Genomic DNA, 18,401 nt, shown 5'->3' on the forward strand with positions numbered 1-18,401 from the left:
TGCCACCACCTGTTCGGTCAAGGGGAGCCAATGGAGAGATCAAGAGTTGTGCAAGCTGTGAGGTGGCCCACATGTTGCCCGGGTGTTAACGACCTGTCTCGCTTCCGCAATCAACGGACGTTGTGGTCCTTGTGGTCGCGCGCTTAGCCTGCGGCGGTGACGAAGGTGCTGGTCGTGGACGACGACTTCATGGTCGCCAAGCTGCACAGCCGGTATGTGTCCGCGATGGACGGGTTCACGGTGGTGGGCGTGGCGCACAGTGGCGCTCAGGCGCTGAACGCGGTGGCACGGCTCCGCCCCGATGTGGTGCTGCTCGATGTGTATCTGCCGGATATGGACGGCATCGGTGTGCTGCGGGAGTTGCGGGCGGCCGAGGAGCGGGATCCGGCGCGGGCGCCGGTGGATGTCCTGTTCGTCACGGCGGCACGGGACGCGGAGCTGGTGCGGGCCGCGCTGCGGGCGGGGGCGCTGCACTATCTGATGAAGCCGTTCGAACGGGCCGCGCTCCAGGAGCAGTTGCGGCATGTGGCGGCGGTGCGGGCCCGCCTCGACGATCTGGGCGAGGCCCGGCAGGAGGACGTCGACCAGCTCTTCGGCAGCCGCCCCGCCGGGTCGCGCGATCTGCCCAAGGGACTCGCCGTGCCCACCGCCGACCTGGTCGAACGCACCCTGCGCGCCCACCCGGAGGGCCTGTCCGCGACGGAGTGCGCACGCGCCGGTTCGCTGTCCCGGGTCAGCGCCCGGCGCTATCTGGAGTACTTCACGGAGACGGGCCGCGCGCAGGTCACCCTGCGCTACGGGGGCACGGGCCGCCCGGAGCGGCGGTACCGGTGGATCGACCACGGGGTGCGGGGCCGGACCTGATCGACCACGGGGTGCAGGGCCGGACCTGAGGGCGCCCGGGAGTGTCGCGGGCGCGGACCTGAGGGCAGTCCGATGTCTCCCTTAACGGCGCCATAAGGATCTTCCCCAGCGGCTCCGAGCAGGCGAAATCGCCTTCCTGGCGGGCTAGTTTGCTGCTCGCCCGGGACGTCCGCACCCCTCCCGGGTCCCCCCGCACGCAGGTTGAGGAGACCCCCTGATGACGGCCACGACCGACCCGACCGCACGGACCCCCCGTACCGCCGCCTCGCCGCTCCGCAAGGCGGTGGCCGTGGTCGCCGCCTTCGCCGCCGCGCCGCTCGCCCTCACCGCGCTGACCGCCTCGCCCGCGGCGGCGCACGGTTCGATGACGGACCCGGTGAGCCGGATCTCGGCGTGTTTCGCCGAGGGTCCGGAGAGCCCCGACTCGGCCGCCTGCAAGGCCCTGGTCGCGGCGGGCGGCACGCAGCCGCTGTACGACTGGAACGAGGTGAACATCGCGGGCGCGGCCGGTCAGCACCGGCAGATCATCCCGGACGGCAAGCTGTGCAGCGCGAACCGGTCGAAGTACGCGGGCCTGGACGCGGCGCGCGCCGACTGGCCCTCGTCCGCGCTGACGGCGGGCCCGCACACCTTCCGGTACCGGGCGACGGCACCGCACCGCGGCACCTGGGAGCTGTACATCACCAAGCAGGGCTACGACCCGACGAAGCCGCTGAAGTGGTCGGACCTGGAGGCGCAGCCGTTCACGAAGGTGACCGACCCGAGCCTGGTGAGCGGCTCCTATGTCTTCGACGGGAACGTGCCCGCGCGTTCGGGCCGGCATCTGATCTTCTCGATCTGGCAGCGCTCGGACTCCCCCGAGGCGTTCTACACCTGCTCGGACGTCGTCTTCGGCCAGGACACCGGGGGCGCGGGATCGGGTTCCGCCCCGGCCGCGTCCGCGCCGACCGACCAGGAGATCGAGAAGGGCGCGGAGCAGTCGACGGTGGACCACAACGGCCACGGCGGCGACCACGAGAGCGCCCCGGCGGACGCGTCCAAGGCAAAGGTGTCCGAGGCAAAGGTGTCCGATGCGAACGCTTCGGAGGCGAAAGCTCCCGAGGCGAACGCTCCTCAGGCGAACGGCACGGCCGTGCGGCCCGCCGCCGCCACCGAGAACCTCGCGGAGACCGGTGGCGACGGCGCCACCACATCGATCGCGGTCGGCGGCGCCGCCGCACTGGCGCTGGGCGCGGCGGCGCTGTTCGCCTCGGTACGCCGCCGGGCGCGTACCGACGCATGAGCTAGCTGAACACGGAGGCGCAGTTCGTCGGGGTGGCGTTCGCCGGGTCAAGGGCGTTCGCCACCTCGTGGAAGGCGATCCGGTCGAGGACGCCGATCGCCACATGCTCGGACAGGTCGACGGCGCACAGGTCCTGGAGCAGGACGTTGCGTACGTCGGGCCCGCTGAGGAACTGCGAGCGGTAGGGCGTGACGACCTCGTCGTACTTGGTCGCGATGACGGTGTAGCGCACGCCCGGGACGGTGTCGCCGCCCGCGTTCAGCTTGGTCAGGAAGGCGGAGCCGGCGATCTGGTCGGCGAGCCCCGGAGTCGCCGTGGTGAGCAGGTCCTTCACCCCCGGGAAGTACGGCAGGAGCGCGGTGAGCCCCGACAGGGTGGTGCCGTGGTTGTCGGGCGCGAGACCGACCAGCGCGTTCACCTTGGCGGCTCCGCCGAGGAACTTGAGGTAGTGGCGCGGCATCATCCCGCCCTGCGAGTGCCCGACGACGTCCGCCTTCGCGGCGCCGGTCGAGGAGAGCACCTTGTCGACGAAGGTACTGAGCTGCTCGGCCGACTTGTCGATGGGACCAAGGCCGTGGAAGAAGGGCACGCCGGGCAGTTGGCCGTAGTCGAGCGAGTAGACGCAGTAGCCGCGCTTCTCCAGATAGGGCGCGAGGGACAGCCAGTTGTCGAGCGAGTTGCCGAACGTTCCATGGACGAGCACGACCGGGCGGGGGTGTGCGGCAGACGGCTTGCACGTGTAATCGTTCCAGCCTCGGCTGGGGGCCGATGACGCGTCCGCGTGGGCGGAGACGGTGAGCGTCGCGCCCAGCATCAGGGCGGCGGCGAACGATCTGAGCAGGCGTTTCTTCCAGGGCAGCATCGAGCGATCTCCTTGCGGCTCAAGGGAGTTGCGATGGGGGGCCCTGTGATCCGGATCACGGGAGTGGGGGTGCTCATGCCAAAGCTACGGGCGAGTAGTAAAAGAGTGAAGTTACGCGTCAGTAAAAAGTTCCGGCACCCATTGACAGCACTCGCGCCCCTCACCGGCGAGGTGACGAACCATCACCAAACGGGTCGCAGGGGACCGTCCGGAGCGATACGCAGCAACCCGTCACGCAGCGCCCGCACTTGACGCTCCCCCAGCAGTTCGACCCAGGGCGCGACCGCATCGGCGGCGGCCTCGTCGGCGGCACGGGTGCAGGCCCACCCGGTGGCGGTGAGCACGATCAGCCGGGCACGGGCGTCATCGGGATGCGGTCGGCGCTCCGCGTACCCCTTGCGCACGATCTCGTCGACCAGTTGGCTCGCGGCCTGCTTGGTCACCCCCAGGTGAACGGCGAGCTGGGTGACCGTCGCACCCTCGGGCGCGAGCCGCGCGAAGGCGAACCCGTGCACCGGACGCAGCCCCTCGAAGCCGCGCGCGACAACACCCTCATGGATACGGCGCGTCAACTCACCGGCGGCGGCGAGCAGCGCGGCGGACAGGGCCATGGCGTCGGGGTTCCGCGAGTCGTGGGGCACGGGAGCATTGAACACCCTTGACGTTTCGGTCAAGCTGCTTGACTATAAATCGGAGCAGAAAAGTCAAGTAGCTTGACCATCTCATCTTCGCTATCCCACCCTGGCCATCTCACCCTGGCCATCTCAGTCGGGAGACCACCATGCCCGTCGTCCGTTCCTCCGATGCCGTCGTCCACGAGATGCACGGCGCCCGTTTCGTCTCGTACGCCTCGTCCGCTTCGGGCAGTGCCGAGTTGTGCGCGTGGCGGGGCGAGATCCCCGCCGGCACGAAGGCGCCGGCGCACACCGTCAGCAAGGAGGAGATCTTCCATCTGCTCACCGGCTCCCTGCTGATCACCCTCGACGGCCACACCGAATCGCTCACGGCGGGCGACACGGCGATCGTCCCGCCGGGCGCCACCCTCACGGTCGAGAACCCGACCCCCGAACCGGCCACTACCTGGGTCACCACGTCCCACGGCCTGACCGCCCGCCTCGCGGGCGGCACGGTGATCAGCCCGCCGTGGGCGCGTTAGGCCGCGAGGGAACCCGGTTTCACCGCGTGCGGGCCGAACTTCGCCCGTATCCGGTCCGCCGCCTCCTCGATCCGGTGGGCCTTCTCGTCCACCGGGTCGAAGCTGAGCTGCCGGGACGCGTGCTCGGCGGGCCCCAGCCCCTCGGCCCGCAGGGCGACCCCGCGTACCCGGGCCCGTTGCAGACCGAGCGCCCGGTACATCCGGTACGCGGCGTCGGTGAGCGCCGCCGAATGGGCGGTGGGCTCGGGCAGTGTCCGGGTCCGCAGGGTCGTGGACCGGTCCGCGTACCGCACGGTGAGGGTCAGCGAGCGGCACACCTGCTTCTCGGCCCGCAGCCGGACCCCCAGCTCCTCGGTGATCGAGAGCAGGGCGCGCCGGTGCCGGAAGGGGTCCAACTCGTCCTGGGCGAAGGAGCGGTCGGCGGCCAGGGACCGGGACGCCGCGTTCGGCACCACCTGGGTGCGGTCGACACCGCGCGCCTTCTCCCGCAACTCCCGCCCCGCACGGGCGCCGATCAGCCGGTACAGGGTGGCCGGCGGCGCGGCGGCGACCAGACCGACGGTGTCCAGGCCGTACGAGCAGAGGGTGCGGGCGGTCGCCGGGCCGACCCCGGGGAGGTCGCCGACCGGACGGTCCGCGAGGAACTCCGTGACGGCGTCCGGTTCTTCGGGCACCACCCGGGTCACCCCGGGCCCACCGCCGCGCGCGGCCATCCGCGCCAGCATCGGACCGGGGCCCGCCCCGATCACGCACTCGACGCCGTGCAGCGCCAGCGCCCGGACCCGGATCACCCGGGCCAGTTCGACGGGGTCGCGCCCGAAGTACCGCTCCGCGCCCCGCAGATCGGCGAACGCGGCATCGGGCGGCACCGCCTCGACAACAGGGGTGAACTCCCCGAGCAGCGCGAGGAGTTCCGGCAGCCGCGCCTCGCGCGCCGGGGACAACCGGAACCGTACGAAGAGAATGGTCATCCCGCGCTCCCCGGACTCTGGTGCCACAGTTTCCTGGTGGTGCCGAGCGGGTTCTCCCCGCGCGGACCGCCCTCGGCGCCCTCGCCCGCCGGGCGCAGATCCGCCCACGGGTGCATCTCGTACCCCGTCGACATCCGGATCCGCCGGTCACCGGCCGAACCACCGGAACCGGAATCGCCGGAACCGGGCTCGTCGGAGGCGGGCTCATCGGAGGCGGCGTCGGGTTCCGCCAGCCGTCGGGCCACCGCGTCGAGGCCGCCGTCGGCCCGCAGCTCCATCAGCTCGGCGAGATTCCAGGCCGCGGAGCCGACCACGCTGAGGCTGCGCGGCCCCCGGCGCTGGACCACCCCGCGCACCAGCAGCAGCCAGCCGTGGAAGACGGTGTGCGCGCACGCCTCGTGGGAGTCGTCGAAGAAGGCCAGGTCGACCAGGCCCGTACCGTCGTCCAGGGTGGTGAAGATGACCCGCTTGCCGGAGCGGATCGGCGGGGTCTGGGTGGCCGCCTTGGCGCCCGCGACCAACACCGTGTCGCCGTGCCGTGCCGCACGCAGCCGCCGCGCGGACACCACGCCCAGCTCGTCCAGGAAGGCGCGGTGATCGTCCATCAGATGGCGGGACGCGTCCATGGACAGAACGCCCAGCTCGGCGCTGAGCCGTTCGGTGTCGTCCAGGTCGGGCAGCCCGGCCGACGCGGTCCGCCGCCCGTCGGCGAGCGGGAGCTGCGCCCCGTACGAGCCGCGCGCGCCCCGGCGCAGTTCGGCGAGGTGCAGTTGGAGGTCCCGGCGGTTGCCGCCGAACGCGTCGAGCCCGCCGACCTGCGCGAGCCGCTGCGCGAGCGGTTTGCTCGGCCGCCCCCGCTCCCAGAAGTCGAGGAGCGAGGCATACGGCTGCCCGTCGGCGATCCGCGCCGCCTCGGCCTCACTGATGCCGTGCACATCACTGAGCGCGAGCCGCAGCCCCCACGATTCCCTCTCATTCTCGGACACCAGTTCGATACGGTGAGCGACCGCGGACCGGTTCACGTCCAGCGGCAGGATCGGCACCCCGTGCCGCCGGGCGTCCGCGAGCAGCAGCCGCTTCGGGTACATCCCGGGGTCGTGCGTGAGCAACCCGGCGTAGAAGGCGGCCGGATGATGGGCCTTCAGCCACGCGGACTGGTACGTCGGCACGGCGAAGGCCACCGCGTGCGCCTTGCAGAAGCCGTAGGAGCCGAACGCCTCGACGATCTTCCAGGTCCGGGTGATCGTCTCGGCGTCGTACCCGCGCGCGGCGGCGTTCTGGGCGAACCAGACGCGGATGCGTCCCTGTTCGTCCGGGTGGGACAGACCCCGGCGCACCCGGTCCGCCTCACCGCGTCCGCAGCCGGTCATGATGTCCACGATGTCGATGATCTGCTCGTGGAAGACCACGACACCGTAGGTCTCCCTGAGCGGTTCCTCCAGGTCCGGGTGCGGATAGCGGACCGGTGCCCGGCCGTGCCGTGCCTCGATGAACGGCCGCACCATGTCGGCGGCGACAGGCCCCGGCCGGAACAGCGAGATGTCGACCACCAGGTCCTGGAAGGTCGCGGGCTGAAGCCGCCCGACAAGATCGCGCTGCCCCGGCGACTCGATCTGGAAGCACCCGAGCGTGTCCGCCTCCTGGATCATCCGGTACGTCGCCGGGTCGCCCGGCGGTACCCGCGCCGGGTCGTCCAGGTCGACGCGGTCGCCCGTGGCCCGTTCGATCTCGGCGACCGCGTGCGCCATCGCCGACTGCATCCGCACACCCAGCACATCGAGTTTGAGCAGCCCGAGGTCCTCGACGTCGTCCTTGTCGAACTGGGACATCGGGAACCCCTCGCCGCTGGTCGGCACGACCGGGGTACGGGCGAGCAGCGAGGCGTCCGAGAGCAGCACCCCGCACGGGTGCATGGCGACTCCGCGCGGCAGTGCGTCCAGCCCTTCGACCAGCTCCCAGAACCGCCCGTACCGTCCGCCCGCCCGGCCCTGTTCGGCGAGTCTGCGCTGCTCCTTCGCCAGTTCGCGCAGCTCCGGCAGTTCGTCCAGGGCGGCGCGGGCGTCCCGGGCGCGGATGTGCGGGAAGGACTTGGCGATCCGGTCGGTCTCGGCCGGGTCGAACGAGAGCGCGGCGCCCACGTCCCGGATCGCGTGCCGCACCCGGTAGGTCTCGGGCATCGCGACCGTCGCGACCCGCTCGGTGCCGAAGCGGCCGATGATCGCGCGGTAGACATCGTGCCGGCGGGCCGACTCCACATCGATGTCGATATCGGGCAGCACGAACCGCCGCTTGGAGAGGAAACGTTCCATCAGGAGGTTCTGCTCGACCGGGTCGGCATGGGCGATACCGAGCAGATGGGTGACGAGCGAGCCCGCGCCGGAGCCGCGCGCGGCGACCCGGACGCCCATGGCGCGTACGTCGTCGACGACCTGGGCGACGGTGAGGAAGTACGAGGCGAAGCCCTGGTGGTCGATGATGTCCAGCTCGTGGTGGACCCGTTCCCAGTACGTACGCGCGTCGGGCCGGCGGTCGTAGCCGCGCAGCACCATGCCCGCCGCCGCGCGGGACGCGAGGACCCGGGACGCGGTGCGGCGCCCGGCGCCGACGAGATGCGGCTCGGGGAAGTGCAGCATGTTCATGCCGAGGTCGTCCTCGGGGTCGACCAGGCACTCCGCGGCGACGGCCCGGGTCTGTTCGAGCAGGCGGTACGCGGTGTCCCGGCGGAAGCCCGCGGCCTCCACGATCCGTTCGGCGCCGCGCAGCATCAGGTCCGCGTCCTTGAGCCAGCGCTCCCCGCTGTCCAGCTCACCCCGGGCGCCGACCGGTATCAGCCGGCGGGCCGCGTCGAGTACGTCCGCGATCGGGCCCATGCCCGGGTCGGCGTACCGGACGGCGTTGCTGAGGACCGGGCGCACCCCCTGTTCGGCGGCGAAGCCGACGGTACGGGCGGCAAGGCGCAGGGAGCCGGGGCCGGTGCCCGCGCGGCCGTGCCAGAGGGCTTCGAGGCGCAGGTCGTCCCCGTAGACGTCCCGCCAGGGCGCGAGGAGCCGCGCGGCGCGGTCGGGGCGGCCCGCGGCGAGCGCGCGGCCCACATCGGACTCGGGTCCGAGCAGGACGGTCAGCCCTTCGGCGGGGAGCGCGGACCAGGAGAGCCGGGGGTCGCCATCGGCGGTGTGCGCGGCGGTGACCAGACGGCACAGCTCGGCCCAGCCGGTGGCGCCCGCGCGGGCGAGGAAGGTGACACGGGGCGTGGACTCGTCGAGGAAGGCGCCGCCCCGCACCGGTGTGCGCCGCCGCACACCGGATGCCCCGGGGCGGGGGCGCTCCTGCTCGGCGACCGCGAGTTCCGTGCCGAACAGGGGGCGGATCCCCGCCTTCTCGCATGCCTTGGCGAAGCGGACGGCGCCCGCGAGGGTGTTCCGGTCGGTGAGGGCGAGGGCGTCCATACCCCGCTCGGCGGCGCGCTCGGCCAGCCGCTCCGGGTGCGAGGCGCCGTAGCGCAGGGAGAATCCGGAAACGGTACGCAGATGCGTGAACCCCGGCACACGCACCTCCCTGGCTCCTGAAGTGATCCGCTCTCGACCTCCCCTTCTCCACCATAGACCACTTTCGAACACTCGTACGAGTGCGGCTGGGTCGGTGGAGGGGCAGCGGAGGGATGGCGGAGGGTCGATGGTCGGGCGTCGAGGGGTACGCTGTTCGGCCCAGTCCGCCTGCGTGAACACCGCACACGCCGGACGGTGAGGGCATGCGTTTCCTGGACGAGGTGAAGAGCGCGGTGACGCCGCGGGCGGCTCTGCTGGTCGTGGGTGCGGTCGCCCTGCAACTCCTCTTCATCGCCTCCTACGTCGGGGCCCTGCATCACCCGAAGCCGAAGGACATCCCGTTCGGCGTCGTGGCGCCGCCGCAGGCGCTCGGGCAGACGATCGACCAGTTGGGGGCGCTGGCCGGGATGCCGCTGGCCCCGCGCGCGGTGAAGGATCCGGCAGAGGCGCGGCAGAAGATCCTGAACCGCGAACTCGACGGCGTCCTGGTGGTCGATCCGGCCGCGTCCGCCGACACCCTGCTGGTCGCCTCCGGCGGTGGGACCGTACTCTCCGCGACGCTGACCAGGCTGACCACGGAGGTGGAGACGGCGCAGGGCCGTACCGTACGGACCGAGGACGTGGCACCCGCGTCGCCGCAGGACTTCAACGGCCTCACCTCCTTCTATCTGGTGGTCGGCTGGTGCGTCGGCGGCTATCTGTGCGCGTCGATCCTGGCGATCAGTGCGGGCGCGCGGCCGGCGAATCCGCAGCGCGCGGTGATCCGGCTGGGGGCGATGGCGCTCGCCTCGGTCGCCGGCGGGATCGGCGGCGCGGTGATCGTCGGGCCGATCCTCGGGGCGCTGCCCGGCAGTGTCCTGGCGCTGTGGGGACTCGGGGCCCTGATCACCTTCGCGGTGGGCGCGACGACGCTCGCCCTTCAGGGGCTCATCGGGATCGTGGGGATCGGCCTGGCCATCCTGATCGTGGTGATCGCGGGCAACCCGAGCGCGGGCGGCGCCTTCCCGCTGCCGATGCTGCCGCCGTTCTGGCACGCGATCGGCCCGGCACTCCCCCCGGGCGCGGGCACCTGGTCGGCCCGCTCGATCGCCTACTTCCACGGCAACGCCCTGACCACGTCCCTCCTGACCCTGTCGGCCTGGGCACTAGGAGGCACAGCCCTGACCCTCCTGACATCCCACCGCAACGACCCCGAACCCCACCCCGAGCAGCCACTCCCCGCGTAGCCCCAGCACCAGGAGTCTTCCCCGACACCACCGCGCTCTCAGCCCACGACGACGACACTCCCCCACCACTCCGCCACCCTCTTCAGCCCGCCGCAACGCCGCCAAGCCCTGCCCCCCGCCCACCACGACACCGCCAAATTCTCTATCCGCCGCAACGGCGCTCAACCCCCACGGCGCATCCCGGCGGTGCCAATCCGCCCCCGCCCCCGCGAAGCGACCGCCCCGCGCAGCGGAACGAGACCCCCACGCCGGCGAGGCGGAACGCCAAGCCTCGGCGGCAGCCGCATGCACGCCCCGCGCGAGCGGAACACCCCCGTCGGCAGGCGAAACGCCAAGCCTCGCCAAGCCCCGCGCAGCGGACGGCGGAAGGCCCGCCCCCCGCGCGAAGCGTGGGGCGGGCCTTCCGTTGAAACCGGTCAAACCGTCAGCCGATCTCCGCTCCATAAGCGGCCAGCGCTTCCGGTACCGGCTGGAAGAACGTCTCCCCACCCGACGTACAGTCACCGCTGCCGCCGGACGTGAGTCCAATCGCGGTGCTGCCCGAGAACAGCGAGCCACCGCTGTCGCCGGGCTCGGCGCACACATCGGTCTGGATGAGCCCGTTGACGATGTCGCCGTTGCCGTAGTTGACGGTGGCGTCCAGGCCGGTGACCGACCCGTCGTGCACCTGCGTGGTGGAGCCGCTGCGCGTCACCCGCATACCGACGGTGGCGTCGCCGGCCTGGGTGATCTGCTGCGTGCTGCCGTTGTAGAGGTTGACCTCGCTCGGGTGCGCCACGTCCGCGGTGTACTGGACGATCCCGTAGTCGTTGTCCGGGAAGCTGGAGCCGGCGTTCTGCCCGATCTGCTGCCCCGAGGAGTCCGACCAGGTCGAGATCGACTCGGTGCAGTGCCCGGCCGTGAGGAAGAACGGCTGACCGTCCTTGACCACGTTGAAGCCGAGCGAGCAGCGCCCGCCGCCACCGGTGATGGCGTCACCGCCCGCGATGTAGGGCTGGAACTCCCCCTTGCTGCGCTTGAGTTCGGCGGTGCCGCCGAGGTCCTTGACGACACTCGTCAGCTTCTTCAGCTGAGCGTCCTTGACCGTACGGTCCGCCGTGACGACGACCTTGTTGGTGGCCGGGTCGACCGCCCAGGAGGTACCCGGGATGGTCGCCTCGTCCTTGAGCGTGGTGCGGGCGCTCTTCAGTTCGGCGAGGGAGTTCTCGACGATCCTGGCCCGCGCGCCGACCGCCTCGACCGCCTTCGCGGACGTCTCGTCGAGGACGTTGACGACCAGGTTCTTGGCCTGGGCGTCGTAGTACGAGCCGGCGGCGTCCGTACCGAGGTCCTTGACGAGGGTCGATGCGAGCTTTCCGGCCTTCATCACCGAGAGGATCTCGGGGGTGGGCGCGGGGGTCTCGGTGCTCGCGTTCGCAGTCTGGAAGGTGACGCCCGCGGCGACCAGTGCGGCGATACCCGCACCTGCCAGGGCTGCCCGCCGTCTGGGTATACGTCGGTGCTTCAATTCACGTCCTCCTGTGGGGGGCCGGTCCCGGTTCGTGTGGGGGTCACCGGGACCAGAAGGCGTAGGGCACGGACCCGACAGACCGTCATAATGCTTACGAGAAAGTCGAAATCGGCGTCCACACCCGTGGACGGCGCCCACTATTCCGATACCGGCCGGTAGCACACAAGGTCGACTTCAGGACGCGCCCGCGAACGCGGACGTGCGCTCCCCGCACCACGGGCGCCCCCGGTCACGCCCCACCGGTTCCCGTTGCAAACACCGCCCGCAATCGGCTCGTCGGCGGTCTGTGAGGACTAGTCCTGTCTTGTTTTCGCCTCTACGGGACCGGATTCGGAGGCCACCTCGCCCACGTCGCCCGCCGCGCCCGCCTCGATCCCCCGGGCCTCCGTGGCTCCACCGGCTCCTCGGGCAAGGACTTCCATGACCGCACGGGCCAGGGTCTCGACGGTCTCCTGGGACGACGGCGCGGACTCCTCCCGTGCGCCCTCCCCACGCGCCTCCGCCACCGGAGCTACCGGCGCCACCGGCGCCACCGCCTGAGGGGGACCCGCCGGCGCCGCCCGCTCAAGGAACCGCAGCAGTTCGACCGGGAAGGGCAGCACCAGTGTCGAGTTCTTCTCGGCGGCGACCGCGACGACGGTCTGGAGGAGCCGGAGTTGGAGTGCCGCGGGCTGTTCGGACATCTGGGCGGCGGCCTCGGCGAGTTTCTTGGACGCCTGGAGTTCGGCGTCGGCGTTGATGACCCGGGCCCGGCGCTCACGGTCGGCCTCGGCCTGCCGGGCCATCGACCGCTTCATCGTCTCCGGCAGGGACACGTCCTTGATCTCGACACGGTCGATCTGGACACCCCAGCCGATGGCCGGACTGTCGATCATCAACTCCAGCCCCTGGTTGAGCTTTTCCCGATTGGACAGCAGATCGTCCAGGTCGCTCTTGCCGATGATCGACCGCAGCGAGGTCTGCGCCATCTGCGAGACCGCGAAACGGTAGTCCTCGACCCGTACGATCGCCTCGGCCGCGTCGACCACCTTGAAGTACACGACGGCGTCGACCCGTACCGTCACGTTGTCCCGCGTGATGCCCTCCTGCGCGGGCACCGGCATCGTCACGATCTGCATGTTGACCTTACGCAGCCGGTCGACAAAAGGGACGACCATGGTGAACCCCGGGCCGCGCACCTGGGACTTGAGCCGGCCGAGCCGGAAGACGACCCCGCGCTCGTACTGTTTGACGACATGGGCCGCCGACATCGCGTAAACGGTTCCGGCGGACAGGACGGCGATTCCCGCCGTCACCAACTCCTCGACCATGACGGCCCCCAGGGTCCCAAGTCGACGCTTCAGGCGTGTACATCGAAGGTAACTCCGTACCACCCGAAGAGGGAGGGACCGGTCACAACCGAAACAACGGGAGCCCGGAATGCCCTACTTCGCCCCGCGCATGAGGTCCATCACGCGCTCATGACTGTCGCCCACCGAGTCCACCACACGCACCCGCATCCGCAGCGCGTCGACCCGCTCGACGAACCGGCGCGTGAACAGCCCGGTCTGCACGCTGCCGCTGCCGCCGGCGAGCGGGAATCCGGGGGCGTACAGCTCAAGGAGGAAGTCGGTGCCGAACTCCAGGCCCACCGCGCGCAACTCCCCCAGCGTCCGGGCATGTTCGTACCACGGTCCGATGTCACCGCCCGCGAGGACCAGCTGATAGTCCACCCGCTCGATCACGGCGTGCTGCTGCCCGCCGTTGAGGATGCCCACCGTCCAGGCGGCGCTGTGCGGGGTGAGCGGACCGAGCGCCCAGGAGGCCCGCCAGCCCAGTGCGGGTCGTACGGTCCGCGCGTACTGCGCGCGGGCCAGGACCGCCGCCGCGGCCACCGCGATCAGGCTGCCCAGCGGGCCCATGTCCATCAGCCGCAACCGCCAGGGCCAGTGGTCCGCGAGGTCGCCGGTGACATTGGACCGGACGGTCTCCCACACCAGTATCAGCGTCAGCACGACAAGCAGAACCAGCGGTGCGGTGAACAGCAACGGGCTGCGGCGCACCCTGCGTTGGGCGTCGTTCTCCATGTGGCCCCCCTCGGGTCTCCGTCGGAATCTGCCCAGGACGCATGACGAACCCCCGCCCGGTTGACCCGGGCGGGGGCTCGCGGTGGTGGTGCCGAGGGTCAGCCGATGGTCAGGCCGTAGGCGTTCAGCGCCTCGGTGACCGGCTGGAAGAAGGTCGTGCCGCCGGAGGTGCAGTTGCCGCTGCCGCCGGAGGTCAGACCGTACGCCGTGGTGCCGGCGTAGAGCGAACCGCCGGAGTCACCGGGCTCGGCGCAGACCGTGGTCTGGATCATGCCGTAGACGATGTCGCCGCCGCCGTAGTTGACGGTGGCGTTGAGGGCGGTGACCCGGCCGCTGTGGGTGCCGGTGGTGGAACCGCGGCGGTAGACCGTGGTGCCCACGGACGGCGTGGCCGCGCTCGTGATGGTCTGGCTGCCCACCGTGCTCGGGTGGCTCACCCCGGTGTTGGTGTAGCGCACCAGACCGTAGTCGTTGGTGGGGAAGCTGGATCCGGCCGTGGTGCCGAGGGTGGTGGTGTGCGCCGAGTTCGACCACCAGGTGCCCGCGCCGTTGGTGCAGTGACCGGCCGTCACGAAGTAGTAGGTGCTGCCGCTGTGGGCGTTGAAGCCCAGCGAACAACGCCAGCTACTCGCGTAGATCGCGTCACCGCCGGAGATCAGCGGTTTGAAGGCGCCCTTGACGTGCTTGATCGTGATGGCTTCGGCACTGTTGCCGGCCGCCTTCTTGATCTTGTTGATCTCCGCCTGCGAGACAGTGCTGTCCGCGGTGACGACGACTCTGTTCGTGGCCGGGTCGACGGTCCAGGCGGTGCCCGCCACATCCGAGTCGAGCACCGAGTTGCTCGCCTTGGCGAGCGTCACGGCGTCGTAGGTGCGCGCGGTCTCCGCGTTGGCCGAGGGTACGGCGAACGCGGCGGCGGCCACGAGTCCGGTGGTGACGGCGATCAGCCGGTTCCGCCTCGACATGCCGTTGCGGGGGGTGGTGCGCTTGATCCTCACTGCTCGTTCCCTCCTATGGGGAAGTCGGGGGCCCGCGTGGGGTCGGGGCCCGTGAGGCGCAGTCAGGAGTTGGTGTCACCGGATTCCGGTACGCCGTGTCCCTGACAAGCGCTGCTCGGGAGTATTCGGGGACGCGGGTACCGGGCACAAGGGCGCCTTTCGGCCGTCTACGCGTGTACACCGAGCAGCCCCGGGGGGTTTCCTGCGCTTTTGCGTGGACCACCGGGGCTTGTCTCGTCACTGGGGGGCTAAGACGCACGGACGGCCCAAGAGGTTCCGAAAGCGGGCCGGTTGACGTTCCGTTTACCCCGCTTACGTGGCACGGTCCGCCCCCGACCAGGGCTCCCGCGAAGGACACAGACGCCGCCCGCGCCCCCACTCGCCACGGACCCGGCCACCGCCACAGGGCATCCCCCCGGCCGCGCTTGGCCGGAATTAGACAGTCCGGAACATGGGACGGGACCGGGGACCGGACCGGAGGGTGGTGGTGTTCAACGGTCGTCAGTGACCCCTCGTCGGGGTGTAGCGGGGGGCGGGCCGCGCGAGTCCCAGGTGTTCCCGGAGCGTGTCGCCCGGATAGAACGAGCGGAACAGGGCGCGGTGCTGGAGCAGCGGCACGGTGCCGTTGACCAGCCGTTCCAGGTCCCGGCGCGGCTCGACGGGCGTGAGGTGGAAGCCGTCGGCGGCGCCGGTCTCGTGCCAGGCGGCGATCAGTTCGGCGAGATCGACGGGACCGCCCCGGTAGAGCGGCCCGCGCGGGCTCGGCCGCGGTCCCCCACCGCCGTGGCCCGGTTCGGCCGCGTACTCGCCGCCGCCGAGGTCGACGGCGAGGGCGGCGAAGACCCGCAGCGTGTCGGGGTCCCGCCCGTACGCGCCGGCCGCCGCGCGCAGTTCGGCGCGTACGGCGGCGGCACGGTCCGGGCCCGGGGCGGCGACCAGCGCCACGTCCGCGTACCGGGCTGCGGTGTCCCGGGCGTGCGGGTCGGTGGCGTCGACCACCGTGACCGGGTGACCCTGCGGGCGCCGGGGCACGATCGAAGGGCCCGGCACGGAGAAGGCGTCACCCGCGAAGACGTCACCGTCGAAGTCGCCGCCGTCGAAGTCGCCGCCGTCGAAGTCGACAAGGCGAGGTTCGCCAGGAGCGACGAAGCGACCTGTCGCCGTATCGCGCATCCCGGCTGCATCCTCCCCGCCACCTCCACCGTCCCCACCGTCCCTGCCATCCCCGCCGTCCCACAACCGGGCGCAGGCGTCGGCGACTTCACCGGCATCGCGCCACAGCCGGTCCAGCGGTACGGCGGACCCGTGCCCGAGCAGCCGGGCGTCGCCCGTACCGGTCGACACATCGATACGCCAGCCCGCGCGGCCCCGGCTCACCCGGTCGAGGGTGGCGACGGCGGCCCGCACATGGAGCGGATCGGCGTGGGTGGTGGTCACGGTCGGTACGAGTCCGATCCGCGCGGTCGCCGGGGCGGCCCGGGACAGCACGGCGAGCGCGTCGGGCCCCGGTCGGCCGAGGGAGTCGCCGAGCGTCACGAAGTCCAGCGCCCCCCGCTCGGCGAGCCGCGTCAAATCGACATAGGGACCGGCGTCGTACACCCCGCCGAGGTCCACCCCGGCGGCGATGTGCACCAGCCCCCGGGGCCGGCATGCGTTCATATCGACAAACCTCTCTGCGGGGAAGGCGGGTGTCCTCCGGCCGCATCGGAAGGGGGCCGGCGTGTGCCGTCGGTCAGGCGGCGGCGCGACAGGACACGTCGCGCAGAAAGGCGAGCACCGCGCGCGCGGTGGCGTCGTTCTGCCGGAAGGCGGGACCGTTGGTACGGGGCCGGGTGAAGGCGCCCGAGCCGCGCGCGTCGGTGTGCGGGCCGAGCGCGAACCGGCGGGGATGCGGCGCCCCGGTGTGGTCCAGGACGCGGCCGTCCCCGGGGTCGACGGCGAGCAGTCCCTCGGGGGTCGCGGCGGCCCCTTCGGCGTACAGCTCCCGCAGCAGCGGGTCGCCGGTGTGTTCGACGGTGGGGTGCGGCAGCCGTGCCTCGACCAGCGCGCGGGCCTCGACTTGGGCGCCGGGCACGGACGGCCCGGCGGCCCGGAACACGCCGTCTTCGGCGCTGACGGTCACATCGGCGCCGAGGAAGCGGACGACGCCCGCCCGGGAGAGGGCGAGGAGTTGACGCAGCCGGGGTCCGGGCGGCCCGGACGCGAGGTAGCTGAAGAAACCGTGCCACCAGGGGCCGATGTCGCCGAGCCGGACGAGTTGCCCGTACACGGAGAGCAGGCCGAGGAAGACGCCCAGGTCCGGGCTGTACGCGGGATCGTGACGGCGCGTCAGGTCCCGGGCGATATGGGCGCGCAGCCCGTCCTGGAGCGCGTCGTGGTGCGCGAACCGTATGCCGTCGAGCGGCCGGTCGAGCGCGGCGAGGTCGAGCCGGTCGGCGGGGTCGGGAACGGCGAACGCGACCAGGGCGCGGAGTTCGGCGCCGAGGGGTGGGGCGGCGGCGTATCGCGCCTCGAACTCGGTCCAGGCGGCCGTGGTGCGTTCGGGGTGAGCGGCGAAGAGGCGGTGGTAGTGCGCGAAGCCCAGTTCTTTGTCGACGAGTGGCCAGATGTCCTTTCGGAAGTCGACGCCGCCGTCCCGGGCGAGCAGCGCGTCGACCTCCGCGGGCCCGAAGAACCGGGGCAGCGGCGGCCGTTCACCGTCCAAGCCGTAGCCGATCTTGGAGCGGTAGGGCACACCGCGCCGCGAGCCGACGTGCAGTACGGGTTCATGGCCGGACGGGTGGTAGGTCAGCGCGCCGCCTGGTCCCTGTTCGTAGTGTCCGCCGCGGCCTTCGGTGAGCAGAACCATCAGGTCGACGAAGGCGAGGCCGAAGCCGCGGACGAGAACGGGTTGCCCGGGGGCGAGCGAGGACAGGTCGGTGTCGGCGGTGAAGCCGGGCGGCTGATGGACGAGCCCGTGCCGATCGGCGTACGCGGTCAGCCGGCGCTGTTCCGTGTCGGGTTCGGCGTCGAGATGGCCGAGGGCGAGGACGACGAGGTCGGCGAGGAGCGGTGCGGGGCGCCCTTCGAGCCAGACCCGCTGACGGCCCGCGCGGGGTCCGCTGACCCGGAGGGCGCGCCGGGCGTGGTGGTGGACGGTGACGCCGGGCGGCAGCGCGGCCACCGCGCGCTCGTACACCCAGCGCAGATAGGAGCCGCCGAGCCGCCGGTCGGGGAAGGTCTGCCCGTCGAGGCCCGCCCACTCGTGCAGGGTCGGTCCCGGCCGGACGGGTCCTTCGAGCCGCACGGTGTCGTCGGTGAACATGGTGACGTCCTCGGCCATGGAGTTCATCCACAGCAGCGGCGACTGGTCCTGCCGCCAGATCCGGCCGCCGCCGGGCGGGTGCGGGTCGACCAGATGGATGTCGAGGCCCGAACCGGCGTACAGCGCGGGCGCGTTGGCCGCGATCCGCTCCAGGAGTCCGGTCCCCCGCGGCCCGGCACCCACGATCACCAGCACGGGCCTCATCGGACACGCCCCGAGCACCGGGATACGGGGGTCGCGTCACCGGACGGTCTCCCGGTGAGCGGGTGCCGCGTGACGGGTGGACGCCAAGACGTGAGTGGACGCCAAGAGGCGAGTGGCTGCAAGGACATGCGAAGGCTCCGTGGGCACGGGAAACGGCACGGTCTTGCCTTCACACGTCGAACACGGATCCGAGCCCCTCAGCAGCGGGTCCGTGACGTGAGACTAAGGGGGCCTTCGCGCCCGCTGTCAAGGTTGTCCACACTGTGGGCGATGCGTCTCACGGCAGTTGACGCCGAACGGGATGCCTGTTCCACTTGGCCCATGCATCCGCAGCAGTGGCTGGTCAGGCGCTCCCACATCGACTTCGGTCGAGTGTGGTCGGCGTCCTGTTGAACTGACCCCACCGCACTGCC

At 71.5% G+C, this 18,401-nt stretch carries 14 protein-coding genes; 4 read left to right on the forward strand and 10 right to left on the reverse strand.

The genetic code is table 11. From position 1 onward, the window contains the following. Positions 1-156 precede the first annotated feature (156 nt). Complete coding sequence (locus tag ACFVT5_RS36690; RefSeq protein WP_389897305.1) at positions 157-864, forward strand: response regulator; 708 nt, start codon at positions 157-159, stop codon at positions 862-864. A gap of 217 nt (positions 865-1,081) precedes the next feature. Next, positions 1,082-2,146 carry a lytic polysaccharide monooxygenase gene (locus tag ACFVT5_RS36695; RefSeq protein WP_389897307.1) on the forward strand — a complete coding sequence of 355 codons (1,065 nt, stop codon included), beginning with the start codon at positions 1,082-1,084 and terminating at the stop codon, positions 2,144-2,146. 1 nt (position 2,147) lies between these two features. On the opposite strand, the gene ACFVT5_RS36700 is transcribed toward ACFVT5_RS36695, so the two are convergent. Then, positions 2,148-3,008 carry a lipase family alpha/beta hydrolase gene (locus tag ACFVT5_RS36700; protein WP_389897310.1) on the reverse strand — a complete coding sequence of 287 codons (861 nt, stop codon included), beginning with the start codon at positions 3,006-3,008 and terminating at the stop codon, positions 2,148-2,150. A gap of 182 nt (positions 3,009-3,190) precedes the next feature. Next, the gene (locus ACFVT5_RS36705) at positions 3,191-3,619 is read right to left on the reverse strand and encodes a MarR family winged helix-turn-helix transcriptional regulator (RefSeq protein WP_389897453.1); all 429 of its coding nucleotides are present in this window, start codon (positions 3,617-3,619) and stop codon (positions 3,191-3,193) included. 170 nt (positions 3,620-3,789) lie between these two features. Here ACFVT5_RS36705 and ACFVT5_RS36710 point away from each other — a divergent pair, with 170 nt between their 5' ends. Further along, a complete protein-coding gene (locus ACFVT5_RS36710) occupies positions 3,790-4,164 on the forward strand; it encodes a cupin domain-containing protein (RefSeq protein ID WP_389897312.1) in 375 nt (124 codons plus the stop codon). Here ACFVT5_RS36710 and ACFVT5_RS36715 read toward each other — a convergent pair. Next, positions 4,161-5,135 (reverse strand): hypothetical protein, encoded by a 975-nt coding sequence (locus tag ACFVT5_RS36715; protein ID WP_389897314.1) that lies wholly within the window; start codon positions 5,133-5,135, stop codon positions 4,161-4,163. The two genes, ACFVT5_RS36710 and ACFVT5_RS36715, sit on opposite strands and share 4 nt — an antisense overlap. After that, positions 5,132-8,680 carry a DNA polymerase III subunit alpha gene (locus ACFVT5_RS36720; protein WP_389897316.1) on the reverse strand — a complete coding sequence of 1,183 codons (3,549 nt, stop codon included), beginning with the start codon at positions 8,678-8,680 and terminating at the stop codon, positions 5,132-5,134. The genes ACFVT5_RS36715 and ACFVT5_RS36720 overlap by 4 nt, the downstream gene beginning before the upstream one ends. A gap of 203 nt (positions 8,681-8,883) precedes the next feature. On the opposite strand from ACFVT5_RS36720, the gene ACFVT5_RS36725 reads away from it, so the two are divergent. Further along, positions 8,884-9,906, forward strand: a complete 1,023-nt coding sequence (locus tag ACFVT5_RS36725) for a DUF3533 domain-containing protein (RefSeq protein ID WP_389897318.1) — start codon at positions 8,884-8,886, stop codon at positions 9,904-9,906. 424 nt (positions 9,907-10,330) lie between these two features. On the opposite strand, the gene ACFVT5_RS36730 is transcribed toward ACFVT5_RS36725, so the two are convergent. The 6 genes from ACFVT5_RS36730 to ACFVT5_RS36755 form a co-directional block, all read right to left on the reverse strand. Next, positions 10,331-11,413 (reverse strand): S1 family peptidase, encoded by a 1,083-nt coding sequence (locus ACFVT5_RS36730; protein WP_389897320.1) that lies wholly within the window; start codon positions 11,411-11,413, stop codon positions 10,331-10,333. A gap of 296 nt (positions 11,414-11,709) precedes the next feature. Then, the gene (locus ACFVT5_RS36735; RefSeq protein WP_389897322.1) at positions 11,710-12,726 is read right to left on the reverse strand and encodes a slipin family protein; all 1,017 of its coding nucleotides are present in this window, start codon (positions 12,724-12,726) and stop codon (positions 11,710-11,712) included. Between the two features lie 114 nt (positions 12,727-12,840). Next, positions 12,841-13,482, reverse strand: a complete 642-nt coding sequence (locus tag ACFVT5_RS36740) for a hypothetical protein (RefSeq protein ID WP_389897325.1) — start codon at positions 13,480-13,482, stop codon at positions 12,841-12,843. Between the two features lie 98 nt (positions 13,483-13,580). Next, complete coding sequence (locus ACFVT5_RS36745) at positions 13,581-14,480, reverse strand: S1 family peptidase (RefSeq protein ID WP_389897327.1); 900 nt, start codon at positions 14,478-14,480, stop codon at positions 13,581-13,583. A 501-nt stretch (positions 14,481-14,981) separates the two neighbouring features. Next, on the reverse strand, positions 14,982-16,139 hold the full coding sequence (locus tag ACFVT5_RS36750; protein ID WP_389897330.1) for an LLM class flavin-dependent oxidoreductase: 1,158 nt from the start codon (positions 16,137-16,139) through the stop codon (positions 14,982-14,984). 73 nt (positions 16,140-16,212) lie between these two features. Further along, the gene (locus ACFVT5_RS36755; RefSeq protein WP_389897333.1) at positions 16,213-17,988 is read right to left on the reverse strand and encodes an FAD/NAD(P)-binding protein; all 1,776 of its coding nucleotides are present in this window, start codon (positions 17,986-17,988) and stop codon (positions 16,213-16,215) included. Between the last annotated feature and the right edge of the window lie 413 nt (positions 17,989-18,401).

The sequence above is a fragment of the Streptomyces sp. NPDC058001 genome (genome assembly GCF_042886315.1).
Classification (GTDB): Bacteria; Actinomycetota; Actinomycetes; order Streptomycetales; family Streptomycetaceae; genus Streptomyces.

Bases quoted from the DNA above. Each gene is read 5' to 3' on its own strand.
- ACFVT5_RS36695 (WP_389897307.1), top strand. From the start codon at position 1,082: ATGACGGCCACGACCGACCCGACCGCACGGACCCCCCGTACCGCCGCC.
- ACFVT5_RS36700 (WP_389897310.1), bottom strand. From the start codon at position 3,008: ATGCTGCCCTGGAAGAAACGCCTGCTCAGATCGTTCGCCGCCGCCCTG.
- ACFVT5_RS36705 (WP_389897453.1), bottom strand. From the start codon at position 3,619: ATGGCCCTGTCCGCCGCGCTGCTCGCCGCCGCCGGTGAGTTGACGCGC.
- ACFVT5_RS36710 (WP_389897312.1), top strand. From the start codon at position 3,790: ATGCCCGTCGTCCGTTCCTCCGATGCCGTCGTCCACGAGATGCACGGC.
- ACFVT5_RS36715 (WP_389897314.1), bottom strand. From the start codon at position 5,135: ATGACCATTCTCTTCGTACGGTTCCGGTTGTCCCCGGCGCGCGAGGCG.
- ACFVT5_RS36725 (WP_389897318.1), top strand. From the start codon at position 8,884: ATGCGTTTCCTGGACGAGGTGAAGAGCGCGGTGACGCCGCGGGCGGCT.
- ACFVT5_RS36735 (WP_389897322.1), bottom strand. From the start codon at position 12,726: ATGGTCGAGGAGTTGGTGACGGCGGGAATCGCCGTCCTGTCCGCCGGA.
- ACFVT5_RS36740 (WP_389897325.1), bottom strand. From the start codon at position 13,482: ATGGAGAACGACGCCCAACGCAGGGTGCGCCGCAGCCCGTTGCTGTTC.
- ACFVT5_RS36750 (WP_389897330.1), bottom strand. From the start codon at position 16,139: ATGAACGCATGCCGGCCCCGGGGGCTGGTGCACATCGCCGCCGGGGTG.
- ACFVT5_RS36755 (WP_389897333.1), bottom strand. From the start codon at position 17,988: ATGAGGCCCGTGCTGGTGATCGTGGGTGCCGGGCCGCGGGGGACCGGA.